The 14,715-nt window shown below is 70.0% G+C and carries 12 protein-coding genes and 2 pseudogenes; 7 read left to right on the forward strand and 7 right to left on the reverse strand.

The genetic code is table 11. The features are described from left to right. Positions 1 to 15: 15 nt before the first annotated feature. Both ACIQD6_RS25055 and ACIQD6_RS25060 read right to left on the reverse strand, forming a co-directional pair. Positions 16 to 219, reverse strand: a pseudogene (locus tag ACIQD6_RS25055) (MFS transporter); the annotation flags it as partial. A gap of 166 nt (positions 220 to 385) precedes the next feature. Further along, positions 386 to 718 (reverse strand): annotated as a pseudogene (locus tag ACIQD6_RS25060) (MFS transporter); the annotation flags it as partial. A 290-nt stretch (positions 719 to 1,008) separates the two neighbouring features. Here ACIQD6_RS25060 and ACIQD6_RS25065 point away from each other — a divergent pair. Next, entirely contained in the window at positions 1,009 to 2,607 is a 1,599-nt protein-coding gene (locus ACIQD6_RS25065) for a protein kinase (RefSeq protein ID WP_401885963.1), read from the forward strand. A 52-nt stretch (positions 2,608 to 2,659) separates the two neighbouring features. Here ACIQD6_RS25065 and ACIQD6_RS25070 read toward each other — a convergent pair whose 3' ends face one another. Both ACIQD6_RS25070 and ACIQD6_RS25075 read right to left on the reverse strand, forming a co-directional pair. Beyond that, positions 2,660 to 4,108: a penicillin-binding transpeptidase domain-containing protein gene (locus ACIQD6_RS25070; protein WP_401885965.1), complete on the reverse strand. Its 1,449-nt coding sequence runs from the start codon at positions 4,106 to 4,108 to the stop codon at positions 2,660 to 2,662. Between the two features lie 78 nt (positions 4,109 to 4,186). Next, a complete protein-coding gene (locus tag ACIQD6_RS25075; protein WP_401885967.1) occupies positions 4,187 to 4,957 on the reverse strand; it encodes an IclR family transcriptional regulator in 771 nt (256 codons plus the stop codon). Positions 4,958 to 5,170: 213 nt separating this feature from the next. Between ACIQD6_RS25075 and ACIQD6_RS25080 the strand changes: the two genes are divergently transcribed. Next, complete coding sequence (locus ACIQD6_RS25080; protein ID WP_401885969.1) at positions 5,171 to 6,703, forward strand: aldehyde dehydrogenase (NADP(+)); 1,533 nt, start codon at positions 5,171 to 5,173, stop codon at positions 6,701 to 6,703. Between the two features lie 107 nt (positions 6,704 to 6,810). On the opposite strand, the gene ACIQD6_RS25085 is transcribed toward ACIQD6_RS25080, so the two are convergent. Then, entirely contained in the window at positions 6,811 to 7,260 is a 450-nt protein-coding gene (locus ACIQD6_RS25085; RefSeq protein WP_401885972.1) for a DUF6010 family protein, read from the reverse strand. A gap of 528 nt (positions 7,261 to 7,788) precedes the next feature. Here ACIQD6_RS25085 and ACIQD6_RS25090 point away from each other — a divergent pair. From ACIQD6_RS25090 to ACIQD6_RS25105, 4 genes are all read left to right on the forward strand, one after another. Beyond that, complete coding sequence (locus ACIQD6_RS25090; RefSeq protein ID WP_401885974.1) at positions 7,789 to 8,847, forward strand: iron-siderophore ABC transporter substrate-binding protein; 1,059 nt, start codon at positions 7,789 to 7,791, stop codon at positions 8,845 to 8,847. 191 nt (positions 8,848 to 9,038) lie between these two features. Beyond that, positions 9,039 to 10,118 (forward strand): FecCD family ABC transporter permease, encoded by a 1,080-nt coding sequence (locus ACIQD6_RS25095; protein ID WP_401885977.1) that lies wholly within the window; start codon positions 9,039 to 9,041, stop codon positions 10,116 to 10,118. Beyond that, complete coding sequence (locus tag ACIQD6_RS25100; RefSeq protein ID WP_401885980.1) at positions 10,115 to 11,263, forward strand: FecCD family ABC transporter permease; 1,149 nt, start codon at positions 10,115 to 10,117, stop codon at positions 11,261 to 11,263. The genes ACIQD6_RS25095 and ACIQD6_RS25100 overlap by 4 nt, the downstream gene beginning before the upstream one ends. A 152-nt stretch (positions 11,264 to 11,415) precedes the next feature. After that, positions 11,416 to 12,216: an ABC transporter ATP-binding protein gene (locus tag ACIQD6_RS25105; RefSeq protein ID WP_401886181.1), complete on the forward strand. Its 801-nt coding sequence runs from the start codon at positions 11,416 to 11,418 to the stop codon at positions 12,214 to 12,216. A 382-nt stretch (positions 12,217 to 12,598) separates the two neighbouring features. Here ACIQD6_RS25105 and ACIQD6_RS25110 read toward each other — a convergent pair whose 3' ends face one another. Then, entirely contained in the window at positions 12,599 to 12,793 is a 195-nt protein-coding gene (locus tag ACIQD6_RS25110; RefSeq protein ID WP_401885983.1) for a hypothetical protein, read from the reverse strand. Positions 12,794 to 12,904: 111 nt separating this feature from the next. Next, positions 12,905 to 14,080, reverse strand: a complete 1,176-nt coding sequence (locus ACIQD6_RS25115) for a helix-turn-helix domain-containing protein (RefSeq protein WP_401885986.1) — start codon at positions 14,078 to 14,080, stop codon at positions 12,905 to 12,907. Between the two features lie 227 nt (positions 14,081 to 14,307). Between ACIQD6_RS25115 and ACIQD6_RS25120 the strand changes: the two genes are divergently transcribed. Continuing rightward, complete coding sequence (locus ACIQD6_RS25120) at positions 14,308 to 14,667, forward strand: hypothetical protein (protein ID WP_401885988.1); 360 nt, start codon at positions 14,308 to 14,310, stop codon at positions 14,665 to 14,667. The last annotated feature ends 48 nt before the right edge of the window (positions 14,668 to 14,715 follow it).

The following is a 14,715-nucleotide window of genomic DNA, read 5'->3' on the forward strand; positions in this document are numbered from 1 at the left end:
GCGGCCAGGGCCGAACGCTGTCAGTAGCCCGGCCGCCCCGGCCACGGGCAGCAGTACGGTCAGGTCCACGACCGCGACCAGGCCCGCGCCGAGCGCCAGCGCCACCGCGTTCGGCACATGCATCAGGGTGTTGGCGGTGGCCACCGTCCGGCCGAGCACGGCGTCCGGGACATCCCGCTGCACCGCCGTCAGCGCGGCGATCAGTACACACGGCAGCCCCTCGGGCCTGCCCGGCGGATCTTCGCGGGCCCGCGACGCCCGGCACCGCACCTCGCTGCGTTGTCGGAGTCGTCCGAGTACGTCCAGTACGCGAACGATCCTCCGCCTTGCGAGGCACGGCACCAGACGCCGCGGGCTGATCCGCGAAGATCCGCCGGACAGGCCCGAGCCCCACACCGGCTGCGCTCGCCAGCACCACCGCGTCGTACGGCAGCGCCCGAGCACCGACCGACAGCGCGAACAGAGCGATGCCCACGGCGGCGAACACCCGCTCCGGCAGCCGACGCAGCAGTGGCCCCGCGAACAGCCCGGTCAGTACGGACCCGGCGCCCTGGACCGCGTACAGCACCCCCACGTACGTGGAGGAGTGGCCGAGCCCCCGGTCGACGACCGCGTAGATCGCCGTACCGTTCACTCCGGCGAGCAGCATCGTGGCCGACGCGGCGAGCACCAGCGGACGTACGGCGGGGGAGCCCCGCAGCCGGCGGACGCCCTCGGCGGTTCCGGACAGCGCGCGGCCCCGGAAGACGCTCAAGAGACGTACACGCGTGCGAGGTTGTCAGTGCTCGCACCTACTATGTGATCTCTGGTCCGGGCGCGAAGTTCAGGTCCTGTCAGGTCGGTCCCGCCGGATCAGCCAGGCCCTCCGGGCCCGGTACGTATCGGCGGGACAGGACCTGGGCGGGCCTACGGGGAGCCTGGCGTGACTCTGCCGCGAGGCAGCAGGGGCGCGCCCTGTCGAGCCGCGGGTCGTACATCTCTGGTCGCTGTTCTGGGAGGGCGTTTTCGGTGTACCCGCTGCATGAGACCGATCCGACGGAGATGGGCCGCTACCGTTTGGTCGGCCGGCTCGGTTCCGGCGGCATGGGGCGCGTCTATCTCGGCCGTACACCGGGGGGCCGGCCGGTCGCCGTCAAGGTGATCAACGACCACCTCCATGCCGACATCCAGGCACTGAGCCGCTTCCGTCGTGAGGTGGAGACGCTCCGGACGGTCCACAGCGCGTACACCGCGTCCCTCATCGACGCGGAGGTGACGACAGCGCCGTACTGGATGGCCACGGAATACATCCCGGGACCGACCCTCCATCAAGCGGTTCTGAAGACCGGCCCTCTGCCGTCGGAGCTGTGCCGGGCGGTGCTGGCCGCGCTCGCCGAGGGGCTGGCCGACATCCACGTCCACGGGGTGCTGCACCGCGACATCAAACCGCAGAACGTCATCCTCTCCACCACCGGACCCCAGCTCATCGACTTCGGCATCGCCCGGGGAGCGGAACCCTCCGACCTCACCCAGGTCGGCGCCGCCATCGGCACGCCCGGCTTCATTGCCCCCGAGACGATCACGCAGAGCGAGACCGGCCCGGCGGCGGACATCTTCGCCCTCGGCGCGACCCTCGCGTACGCCCTCACCGGGCGTCCGCCGTACGGCGAGGGGTCCATGATCACGGTGTCGTACCGCACGGTCCACGAGGAGATCGACCTGGCGGGGGTCCCCGCCGACATGGTCGAGCTGATCACCCAGTGCACCCACCGTGACCCGGAGCGTCGCCCCGACCCCGAGCGGATCGTGGAGCTCTGCCGGGCCCAGACCGATCTCGTGCGGCACCCCGCCTACCAGCAGGCCGCGGCCGCGGCGTTCTCGTCCCTGCCCGACGACCCCGCGCCCGCCCAGCCCGCCGCACCTCAGCCGCCCGCCGCGCTCGTCGCCGCACCGGTCGCCGCGGATGCCATGACGATGCCCGGTACGCATCCGGTACCTCCACCGACCGCCGCGTTCGACACGGCGCCGCCGGACACCCTCGCGGCGGCGGGATCCGCGAGGCGCGGCCGTCGTCGGTCGCCGCTGGTCCTCGGCGCGGTGGGTGCCGTGGCCGTGGCGGGGGCCGCGGTGGCGGCGCTGCTCATGTTCCAGAGTTCCGGCGGTGGCTCGGAAGCCAGGGCCGACGAACCGTCCCCGGCCCGCAGCGGGGCCAAGGCCGCGGCGGCGGGCGCCGCGGGCAAGCCGGAACAGGACGCCGAACAGGCCGGCGCCGTACCCGAGAAGGCCGGCGCACTGCCCCAATCGCTGACCGTCAAGGCCCCACGCGTGCTGCGGACCGGTGAGTTCCTTCAGACCGCGCGCGTGAAACTGACCCTTCAGCCGGACGGCAACCTGGTCCTCTACGACGAGAACGACAAAGCGCTCTGGGCGAACAACATGTTCGGCCATGACCACAGCGCCGTCTTCCAGCCGGACGGCAACCTGGTCGTCTACAACGCGGACTCGGCCCCCGTGTGGGCCAGCGAGACGGTCGGCAGCAACGGCGCCGTCCTCGAACTGCGCGCCGACGGAAACGCTGTCATCACCAAGGACGGCCAGGACGTCTGGCAGACCGGCACGGCCCACTGACCCGCGAAGATCCGCGACACGTGAGCGACGGGACAGAGCAGGCCTATCACCGTCACTTCAGCGCGGCCCGCATCATCCTCTCCGCGATCGGAGCCGCCAGACCGTTGCCGCTGACCTCCGAGCGCGCCGCGTCCGAGTCCTCCACGACCACCGCGACGGCGACCTCCTTGCCGGTGGACGAGTCCTTGGCGTACGACGTGAACCAGGCGTACGGCGTGTTGCTGTTGTCCACGCCGTGCTGTGCCGTGCCCGTCTTGCCGCCCACCTCGGCGCCGTCGATCCTGGCGTTCGTGCCCGTACCGTCCTCGACGACCGTCACCATCGCGCTGCGCAGCTGCTCGGCCGTCGTCGAGGAAACGATCCGCTCGGTGTCTCCGTCCGGGTACGACCGCAAGGTGTCACCCTTCGAGTCCACGACCTTCGACACCATGTGCGGCGAGGCCAGGAGCCCGTCGTTGGCCAGGGCCGACGAGACCATGGCCATCTGGAGCGGTGTCGCCGTCACGTCGAACTGGCCGATCCCCGTCAGTGCCGTCTGCGCCTTGTCCATGCCGGACGGATAGACGCTCTCCGAGGCCCGTACCGGCATCTCCTGCTCGGAGTCGTTGAAACCGAACTTCTCCGCCATCGCCCGGACCTTCTCCTGGCCGAGGTCGTCGGCCATCTTCGCGAAGACGGTGTTGCAGGAGTATTCGAGCGCGGTCCGGATCGTGGCGTTCTCGCACGGCGCGGAGCTGTTCTCGTTCCGCAGCACCGTGGACGTGGTGGGCAGGGTGTACGGGTCCGGGCTGTCGGTCCGGTCGTCCACCGAGGCGTACAGGCCGTCCTCCAGGGCAGCCGCGGCGACGACCAGCTTGAAGGTCGACCCGGGCGGCAGCGGCTGCCGCAGCGCCCGGTTGACCAGCGGCTTGTCCGCGTCCTCGGACAGCTTCCGCCAGGCGTCGCCGTCCGTGGTCCCGCTGATCTTCGTGGGGTCGTACGAGGGGGTGCTGACCACCCCGAGGACGCGCCCGGTCTTCGGGTCGATCGCGACGGCCGCGCCCTTCTTGCCGCCCAGCGCCTCGTACCCGGCCTTCTGTACGGCGGGGTCGATCGTCGTCAGTACGTCGCCCGGCTCGGTCGCCTTGCCCATGAGCGCGTCGAGCGGGTTCTGCAACCGGGTGTCCGTGCCGTCGAGCACGTCCGTGTAGATGCCCTCCAGCTGCGTGGAGCCGTAGGCCTGCGAGCTGTACCCCGTGACGGGGGCGTAGAGGTCACCGTCGGTGTACGTCCTTTCGTACGCGAGGTCGCCGCTCGCCGTCTTCCGTGAGCCCGTCACCGGCGAGCCGGCCACGACGATGTCACCGAGCGGCTGCGCGTACTGCGCGATGATCTTCCGCCGGTTGTACTGGTCGTCGGCGAGGGCCTTGGATTCGTACGCCTGCACCCAGGTCGCCCGCACCAGCAGGGCGAGCACCAGCAGCAGACAAATGACCGCTGTGTGTCTGATCGTCTTGTTCATCCCGTATGAGGGACGAGCGGGGGTGGGAGCGGCGTTCCCGCCCGGCCCCCTTCTCAGGAACTCTTCATGCTCGGGGCTTCAGAGCCTGCGGGTGGCGAGCGTGAGGCGGTCGCGCGCGTCGAACAGGGCGTCCTTGATCATCTGCTCGTGCCCGGGGGTCAGCCGGGCCACCGGCACCGAGCAGCTGATCGCGTCACGCGCCGGTGTCCGGTAGGGGATCGCGATACCGAAGCAGCGCAGCCCCAGTGTGTTCTCCTCGCGGTCCACGGCGAAGCCCTGCTCACGGATGGAGCGCAGTTCCTCGATGAGCTTCTCGCGGTCCGTGATGGTGTGTTCGGTCAGTGCCGGCATCGTCTCGGGCAGCATCTTGCGTACCTGCTCGTCGCTGTGCGTCGCGAGCAGCGCCTTGCCGAGCGAGGTGGAGTGGGCGGGCAGCCGGCGGCCGACGCGGGTGAAGGGCCGCAGGTAGTGCTGCGACTGGCGGGTGGCGAGATAGACGACATTGGTGCCGTCGAGACGCGCGAGGTGGATGGTCTCGCTGGTGTCGTCGGAGAGCCGGTCCAGGGTGGGCCGGGCGGCGGCGACGACCTCGTCACCGTCGATGTACGAGGTGCCGACCAGCAGCGCCCGTACGCCGATGCCGTACCGCGTGCCCGTCGCGTCCGTCTCCACCCAGCCCAGCTCGACCAGCGTGCGCAGCAGCATGTAGAGGCTCGACTTGGGGTAGCCGACCGCTTCCTGGACCGCCGCGAGGGAGTGCATCCCGGGGCGCCCGGCGAAATATTCGAGCAGTTCCACCGTCCGTACCGCGGACTTGACTTGCGCTCCACCGGTTTCCGCAGCCGACATCTCGCCTCGCCCTTCTTCCCTGCTTGACCACACAGCTCGACCACTCTTGACCACACAGAACGCGCGGAAATAGAGTCCTTACAGATTCACTATCAAGAATCCTGTTCAGAATACCGAACGACTGCTGGTGAATGCACCGAATGTGCCGGATGGCAGAGGTCCGGGGGCAGGCCAGGCCAATCCGTAAGCCGGGAAGTCGGGAAGGAAGCAGCGGTGGCAGCAGTACCAGTCTGGAGTGTCGACCCCCGAACGGGGAAGCAGCGCGAGCAAGTGGCGGACGAGGCCACGGCGGAGGAGGTCGACCGCGCCGTGCGCGGCGCGTACGCCTCCCGGGCGGCGCTCGCCGACCGCACCGCGCGCGCCGCCCTGCTCCGTACGGCCGCCGACCTGCTCGACGGGGCGAGTGAGCACGTCATCGAGGCCGCGGACGCCGAGACGGCGCTCGGTCCGGTCCGGCTCACCGGTGAACTCGCCCGAACCACAGCCCAGTTGAGGGCCTTCGCCGAGGTGGTGGACGAGGGCGCCTTCCTCGACATCCGTATCGATCACGCCGACGGCGACCGCACCCCGCCCTGGCCCGACCTGCGCCGCTGGAAGCTGCCGCTCGGCGTCGTCGCCGTCTACGCGGCGAGCAACTTCCCGCTCGCCTTCTCCGTCCCCGGCGGCGACACCGCGAGCGCGCTCGCGGCCGGCTGCCCGGTCGTCGTCAAGTCGCACCCCGACCACCCGGCCACCTCCGAACTGTGCGCCTCCGTGCTGCGCAGGGCCGCCGCCGAGGTCGGGCTGCCCGAGGACGTGGTGACCCTGGTGCACGGCTTCGAGTCGGGTGTCGAGCTGGTCAAGCACCCGCTGGTGGCCGCGGCCGGCTTCACCGGTTCCGTACGTGGCGGGCGCGCCCTCTTCGACGCCGCCGCCGCGCGGCCCACGCCCATCCCCTTCCACGGCGAACTGGGCTCCCTCAACCCCGTCGTGATCACCGAGGCCGCCGCCGCCGAGCGCGCCGAGCAGATCGGCGCCGGACTGGCGGGCTCGATGGCCCTGGGCGTGGGGCAGTTCTGCACCAAGCCCGGTTTCGTCCTCGCCCCGGCCGGCGAGGCCGGGGACCGGCTGCTCAAGTCCCTGACGACGGCGGTCAGCGAGACCGAGCCCGGCGTGATGCTTGACCACCGCATGCGGGACGCCTTTGTCGAGGGAGTACGGGAACGGGCCGAACTCCCGGGCGTGGAAGCCCCGATCACCCCTGGCGCGGGCGGCGAGCACACCGTCAGCGCGGGCTTCCTGGCCCTGCCGGCCGAGCTGCTCACCGCGCCGGGACCGTACGACCTCCTGCTGGAGGAGTGCTTCGGCCCGGTGGCGGTCGTCGCGCGGTACACCTCGACCGACGAGATCAGCTCGGTCCTCTCCCGCCTCCCCGGCAACCTCACCGCCACTCTCCAGCTCGCCGAGGAGGAGGCCGAGGGCACCGAGCCCGGCACCGCCGAACTGCTCGCCGAACTGACCGCGCTCGCCGGACGCGTGCTGGTCAACGGCTGGCCGACCGGCGTCGCGGTCGCCCCCGCGCAGCACCACGGCGGCCCGTACCCGGCGACCACCTCCACCTCGACATCGGTCGGCGCCACGGCGATCGAGCGCTGGCTGCGCCCGGTCTCGTACCAGTCGACGCCGCCCGCGCTGCTCCCGCCGGAGCTGCGTGACGACAACCCGCTGGGCCTGCCGCGCCGAGTCGACAGCCGGCTGGAGAGCTGAGTACGCGGGTCGCCCCGGAGGACCGAGTACGTCCGAGGGACGGCCGGTGACGTGACCGTCCGGGACAGTCCCCGGGGCCCGGCCCCGGGGACTGTCCCACGTCCCGCCTAACGCGGTGGGGCGGGCTGCCCCTCCGGCCGGGGTACGGCGTCGCCGGACCCCGAGCGCCCGAAACGCGCACGGATCACCTCCACCACCGACGGGCCGCCGACGAGGCACCACACGGCGATCACCGGATCGCAGATGGCACAGCCCAGCGACGAGTGCTCCACGAACGGGATGATGGGGTTTCCGTACACGTGGTGCAGCGCGTCCCACGCCGTGTGCAGCAGCCAGGCGATCCCGATGAACGTCCAGGAATCCAGGCCCCGGTAGGCGCAGTAGGTGACGACGGCGGTAAAGGCGAACTCCCAGAGACCGAAGCCCCCGCCGCTCAGGTACGCGGCTCCGGCGCCCGCGACCATCACCGCGTTCAGGCGGCGCCGGTGCGGTTCGCGGATCAGGGAGTTCAGGCAGACGTAAGCGACGCCGATCAGGATCGGCGCGACGATGGTCATGATGAGGTGGTGGCCTTCCTCGTGGGAGCGGTTGCCCCGGGCTGTCACGTCGAACGCTAAATCCGGGTATCACCGGGCGACATCGGGAAAAGTGACAACCACCAACGGGATCTCGACAGGGGGCGCGGCCGTCCGCGGCTGGAGGTCTTCGAACCCGACACCCGCGCCCGGTCGTTCTACGCCCGGCACCGCTGGTATCCCGACCCGGACAACCCCCGCCACGACACCCACCTCGTACTGCGGCTGGACGTGCCGTACCCGGCGCCGCCCGGGGGTCGGTCGGTCTAAGTGGCCGACGGATGGGGAAGGTTGGCCGGGTAGCGCCGGGGGAACACCGGGCGGGGAGCGCCGGGACGGGGTGAGCCGGGGAGGCGCAGGCCGGGTGAGTGGTGCGCCTTTCGTGGGGGCGGTTGAAAGCGAAATCGCACTTAGCTTAGGCTTGCCTAATAATTCGCGATCCGAGTTGCGCCGGGACGCGACCGCGCCGCACACGAAGACCTGTCGCTCACGAAGACTTGAGGAACATCGATGCCATCCTGGTTCACCCGCGTGCGTCATCAGAGACTGGCCGTCTCGGCCACCGCCGCCGCGGCCGCGTTCGTACTCGTTCTGAGCGGTTGTTCGTCGTCCGACTCGGAGTCCACCGGCACGTCCGGTACGTCGGCGAAGGGTGACGGGGCGTTCCCGGTCACGATCAAGAGCTCGCTCGGCGAGGCGAAGATCCCCGAACAGCCCGAGCGGGTCGTCACGTTGGGGCAGGGTTCGGCGGAGACCTCCATCGCGCTCGGCCACACGCCCGTCGGTATCGAGAAGTACGAGTGGGGCAGCGACAAGACCGGCTATCTGCCGTGGATCCACGATGCGGTGACCAAGTCCGGCGACAAGCTGCCGACCCAGTTCACGGGTGGGGAGGACATCGACTTCGAGGCCATCACCGAACTCGAACCCGATGTGATCCTCGCCCCGTGGTCGGGCATCACCCAGGAGCAGTTCGACATCCTGTCGGACATCGCGCCCACCGTGGCCTATCCCGGTCTGGCGTGGTCCACGAACTGGGACGAGCAGATCGAGATCATCTCCAAGGCGCTCGGGCAGCCTGACCAGGCGAAGACGCTCACCTCGAAGATCAAGAAGCAGCTCGCCGACGCCGCCGCGACCCGGCCGAAGTACAAGGACGTCTCGTTCTCGTACATCTACACCTCCGGTCCGGGCACCCTCGGTGTGTTCCAGAGCGAGGAACAGCGGGTCAAGATGGTCTCGTCCCTCGGCCTCAAGGTCGATCCGGTCGTGAACACCTTCAAGGAGACCAAGGGCACGGACTCCGCGCTCATCGGCCTGGAGAACGCCGAGAAGCTCTCGGACAGCGACCTGATCTTCACGTTCTACACCGATGACAAGACCCGCAAGGAGATCGAGGCGCAGCCGCTGTACGGGGCGATCCCCGCCGTCAAGCGCGGCACCGTGGTCGCCAGCGACGACGCTTCCTTCGTCACCGCGTCCTCGATCATCAACCCGCTCACCGTCCCCTGGGTCATCGACCGCTACCTGCCGCAGATCGACAAGGCGGTCGCCAAGCTCGACAAGTGAGACGTGGCCGACCCGGGAAGCGGTCGGCCCGAGACATGGCCGACCCGAGACGCGGCCGACCGAGACGCGGCCCGGACGTGTGACACCGACGCGTCCGGGCCGCGTCCGGGCCGCGTGACGTGTGACGCGTGACAGAGACGTGACCGAGATGCGCGACCGAGAACGCGCGACCGAGACGTGTCAGGACCCACATGACCCCGACCTCGACCCCAACCCCGACCTCCAGCAGCACCAGCAGGACCACGACGCGCCCCCGGCCGCGCGGCGCCGGCACCTCACGTGCCGGCACCGCGCGGCGGGTGTACGCCCTGATCATCGGGCTTGTCGTCCTCGCGCTCGCCGTGATCGCGAGCGTGATGTTCGGCAGCAGGACCACCTCGTTCGGCGATGTCATGGACGTGCTGTCCGGCACCGCCGACCCCTATGTCGCCACCGTGGTCGAGAGCCGTTACCCGAGGACCGCGCTCGGCCTGCTCGCCGGCCTCTGTCTCGCCGTGGCGGGGACCCTGATGCAGGGGGTCACCCGTAATCCGCTGGCCGACCCCGGTCTCCTCGGGATCAACGCGGGCGCGTCCGCGAGCATCGTCGCCGCGACGGCCTTTCTGGGAGCGTCCGGCAGGTCGGACACCATGTGGTGGGCGCTGCCCGGCGCCCTGCTCGCCGGTCTTCTCGTCCACGCCATCGGGTCGGCGGGGGCGAGTACGAGCCTGGTGAGACTCGTACTCGCCGGCGCGGTTCTCTCCGCCGTGCTGATGGCGTTCATCCAGGCCGTGACGCTGAGCAGGCCGAAGGTCTTCGACAGCTACCGCTACTGGGTGGTCGGAGCGCTCGGCGGCAGGGACTTCGACGTGTTCCTGTCGGTCCTGCCGTTCGCCGTGGTCGGCTTCTGCGTCGCCGTACTGCTGGCCCCCGGCCTCAACGCGCTCGCGCTCGGCGACGAGTCCGCGGCGTCCCTCGGGGCGAACCCGCTCCTGGTGCGCGCGGGCGGGCTGTTCTCGGCGACGCTGCTGAGCGCGGCGGCGACGGCGGCCGTCGGCCCCATCGCCTTCGTCGGCCTGGCCGTTCCGCACATCGTGCGGGCCCTGGTCGGTGTCGACTTCCGCCTCCAGGTCGCGTTCTCGGCCATCGCCGGACCCGCGTTGCTGCTCCTCGCGGATGTCGTGGGACGTATCGTCCTGCGCCCGCAGGAACTGATGGTCGGTGTCGTGACCGCGTTCGTCGGAGCGCCCGCACTGCTCATGGCCGTACGAAGGATGAAGGGGAACGCGTGACGTCGACCCGGACCAGCCGGACCACCCGGACCAGCCGGACCAGCCGGACCGCCCGGACCGAGGACCGGACCGAAGCCGGTGGCACCGCCTCGCGTGGTACCGGTGGTACCCCCTCGCCACGCGGGTACCTGACGATCGGCCGTACGGTGGCGGTCCCGGTCCGCCGCGTGTCGGTCGTCATGGCCGTCGTCCTGGTGATCCTGATCGTGGCGGCCGCGACCGCCACGCTGTCGCTCGGGCGGCTCGGTATCCCGCTCGCCGACCTCCCCGCCGCCGTGACGGGCGGGGCGCAGGGCGCGGACTCGTTCGTGATGGAACGCCTGCGCGGCCCGCGCCTCGTCGTCGGCATCGGCACCGGCGCCGCGCTCGGGCTGTCGGGGGCGCTGTTCCAGTCGGTCACCCGTAACCCGCTGGGAAGCCCGGACGTGATCGGCCTGGGAGCCGGAGCCGGAGCGGGCGCCGCGATCGTCGCACTGCTTCTGCCCGACACCCTGCCGGTGTCCGTCGGCGCGCTCGCCGGGGCCGTGCTGGCCATGGCGCTGGTGTACGTGTCCACCGGGACCGGATTCCGTAACCCCGGGCGCCTGGTCGTCGCCGGCATCGGCGTCGCGGCGATCGCCACGGCGGTCACCCAGTACGTCGTCTACGCGGTGGAACGGGACAAGGCGACCGTACTCACCGCCTATGTCAACGGCAGCCTGGCGGCGCGGTCCTGGGACCACGCCACCACGATCTGGCTGGTCCTTCTCGTCGTGGCCCCGCTCACCGCGCTGATCGCGCGCCGGCTGGACGTCGGAGAGATGGGCGACGAACTCGCGGGCGGGCTGGGTGCCGAACCGAGGAGCACGAAGAGCATCGCCGTCATCCTGTCGATCGTGCTCTCGGCGGGCGCCGTCAGCGTCTCGGGCCCCATCGCGTTCATCGCGCTGACCGCCCCGCAGATCGCCAAACGGCTCACACGCGGCAGCGGCCCGCACCTGATGCTCTCGGCGCTGGTCGGCTCGCTGTTGCTGGTACTCGCGGATCTCGCGGCGCAGCAGCTGCCCCTCTTCGAGGACCTGCCCGTCGGTATCTACACGATGGCGATCGGGGGCGGGTACCTCGGATACCTGCTGACCCGCGAATGGAGGAGGGGAATACTGTGACGACGGAAGCGGGACAGGCCGAGGTGGAACGGACCGGGACGGAGCTGTCCGCAGCGGGACGGACCGAGACGGAACAGACCCGGGCGGAACAGACCGCGGCGGAACAGACCGAGACGGGACCGGCAGCCGGAACAACGCCCCGCGAACAGGGCCTGAGCGCCCGCAACGCGACGATCTCGTACGGTGGCGCCCCCGTCGTGCACGACGTCAGCCTGGACATTCCGCACGGCGGGCTCACCGTGATCATCGGCCCCAACGGATGCGGCAAGTCGACGCTGCTGAAGGGGCTCGCGCGAGCGCTGAAACCCGACAGCGGACACATCACCCTGCACGGCAAGGACATCCACGCGTACCGGGGGAAGGACGCGGCCCGCCACGTGGCACTCCTGCCGCAGAGCCCGCAGGCGCCCGAGGGAATCACGGTGCGGGGCCTCGTACAGCGCGGCCGTTACCCCCACCACACCCTGCTCCGCCAGTGGTCCCCCGACGACGACACGGCGATCGGCCTCGCACTCGACCGCACCGGCCTGGCCGAACTGGCGGAGGCACAGGCCGGCGAGCTCTCCGGAGGCCAGCGCCAGCGCGCGTGGATCGCGATGGTGCTGGCACAGGAGACGGAACTCCTCCTGCTGGACGAGCCGACCACCTATCTCGACATCGCGCACCAATACGAACTGCTCGAACTGTGCGCGGAGTTGAACAGGGAAGGCCGAACGATCGTCGCCGTACTCCACGACCTCAACCAGGCCGCCCGCTTCGCCACCCACCTGGTCGTGATGCACGGCGGAAAGGTGTTCGCCGAGGGCCCGCCGTCGAAGGTGATGACGTCCGAACTCGTCGAGGAGGTCTTCGGACTGCCCTGCGACATCGTGCCGGACCCGCAGACCCTCACCCCGATGGTGGTCCCGCACGCCCGGCACAAGGCCGAGGCTCCGGAGGGTGACCAGCCGTAGTACGAGGAACACTTCCGGGCCGAGCCGGGCGAACCCCGGCCTGTCCGCCGCTCACACCCCACCCCGGCTGCTGCGCTTGTTCCGTTCCGCCAGGCGTGCGCCGAGGCTCTCGGGCGACGCCCCGGTGGGAGTCTCGGGGGCTCGGTGAACGGGCTCCCGGGAGGTGGGGTCCTCGGGAACGGAGTCCTGTGGAACGGAGCGCTGTGTAACGGGGCCCGGGTAGTCGGGGCATTTCGGTTGCCCGCACCGGCACTTGGGCCACCTGAGAGCTGCCCCGGGCACAAGGTCCGCGCCTTCCGCCCCGAGGACGTCCTTGCGTGCCAGAAGCCTGCCGTCCACCCCGAACGCGGCGATCAGCAGGGACAGGAAGCGCCGCGATTCGCTACTCCTCATCGAGTGACCGCCTCAGTCCGTGCTCCACCTGTTGGGTCAACTCGACGGTGACTACGGTGAATTCGAGGGGCCACCACTCCGGGACGAGGCGCCAGAAGACTGCCGCCGTGATCGCACCGGTCAGTTTTTCAGTGTTGGCCTCGGACGGTGCCGTGAGGTCTGCCACCGTCTCTGTTTTCGACATGTTGTCTCGCCCGCCCTTGTTCGTTGGGTGACGAAGACGCTACGGAGAGGTATCTTCCGTGTCTGTGGCACTTTGCCGCACCGCCAATACGAAGTGCCGCAACAGGGCTTTTCAGAGCGGCAGTCCCACCACGTCGGCCATGCTCCGCATCTCGGGGGTCAACGTGCGGCGTCCCTTGATTACCCTGTCGAGGATGTCGCGGGCGTAGCGCTGATTGGGCAGCCATTCCGGGCTGTCCGCGTTGATCTGTTCCAGCTTCTCGAACGCGTCGGCGTACTGCTTGGTCCTGGCGTAGGCGTCGGCGACATCGAGCAGGTGCCGATTGCGGTTGTTGCTCGTGGATTTGAGGCCTGCGAACGGAATGCGTTCCGCCAGCCTCAGCACCATGTCCGGCCGACCGATCACGGACGCGTTCTCGGCGGCCTTGAGTTTTACCGTCGTCGGTCCGAACCGTAGAAGGAAATCGTCCTGCGGGGTGTACTCACGCCCCAGCGCGACGGCTGCGGCACGGGCGAACCTGAGCGCGTCGGCAGCTTCGCCCGGCTGGGCGTTACGGATGGCGGCAGCGGAGGCGCGCAGCAACATCCATCCCCACGTGCTCAGTTCGGCCGGGGTCGCCCGGGACACACGTGGCTCCGTCTCGTCCGCCCACTGAACCGCGAGGTCGTAGGCCTTGCCCAACTCGCCCTGCCGCAGGAGCAACCAGCAGAGTGTGTTGACCGTTGCCGCACCCTCCATGGTGTCTGCGGCGGTGTCCAAGGCACGCTCAAGGGCCGTCTCGGCAGCCTTGAACTGGCGTGTCTGCACCATGAGCCACCCCGCCAACTGCAACAGCCGCACGCGTACGGCGCGGCCCTCCGGGCCCAGCGCGGCGGCATCCCTGAGCAGCTGCGGGAGGATGACCGACAACTCGGCGAACCGGTCTCCGGTGAAGAGTGGCAACGCACCCTGCACGGTCCTGCGAACCCCCGCGACGGTCGGCGGTTCGTCGTTCAGCTCCGCAGGCACGGTCGGGTGCTCCAGAGCATCCCTGACGGCTGCCCAGCGATCCGAGGTGGCCGCGGTCGGGTCCTCCTCGTTCGGACTCGAGCTGGGGGCGAGGCGCATCGTCGGTACATGGAGCGCGGCTGCGAGCATCCGAAGTGTTTCCAGCCGGGCCCCTTCCCGGTCACCCTGCTCAAGCTTCCGGATGGTGGACAGCGATACCCCGGAAGCGTCCGCCAACTCCCTTTGCGTCAGGCCCCGACGCTTGCGGACCACCTTGATGTTCTGCCCAGCACTGGCCATGAACCGAGAGTACGCCGCCGCCCCGCCACCTGGCATGCGCTCATTTTGCGCGCTAACGGCAGGCCCGCCGGGCCTGCGGAGTGCCTCTGGGCCGAGTCATCCCGGAGGGTGACGCGGGAACGATTCTGCGCACTGCTTTCGAGTGATGTGACGCCTGCCCACGCAGCTATCCGTATCCGCTGGGCAACTCTGAGGGGCCTGATCACCACCCACGACAAAGGACCCTCATGCGTCTTCGCTCCACCCTGGCGGCCGCCATCGGCGCCGCCGCCCTCCTCGTCTCGGTCCCCGGTTTCTCCTCGGCCTCTTCCTCGGCCTCCGCCGCCGTTGGCGAATTCCACTACGTGTACACCGACATCGCCGGACACCCGAAGCCCGGCAAGCTGGTGAACCCGCCGAGCCGCCGGTGCATCACGATCCCCGAGGCCGCCGGCGAGTACGTACCGCCCGCGCACTCGCCGCGCAACCTCACCAAGTCGACCGCGACGGTCTTCACGGGAGCGCGCTGCGACGGTGAGCACTACACCCTCGACCCCGGCAAGTCGGCGTCCAGCCGTCTCAAGCTGCGGTCCGTCGTCTTCTCCTGAGCTCTCCTGAGCGACGCCCACGAGACCCCGAGGCCGTGAGGCCCTGCC

It is taken from the genome of Streptomyces sp. NPDC088400, from assembly GCF_044753355.1.
Taxonomy (GTDB): Bacteria; Actinomycetota; Actinomycetes; order Streptomycetales; family Streptomycetaceae; genus Streptomyces.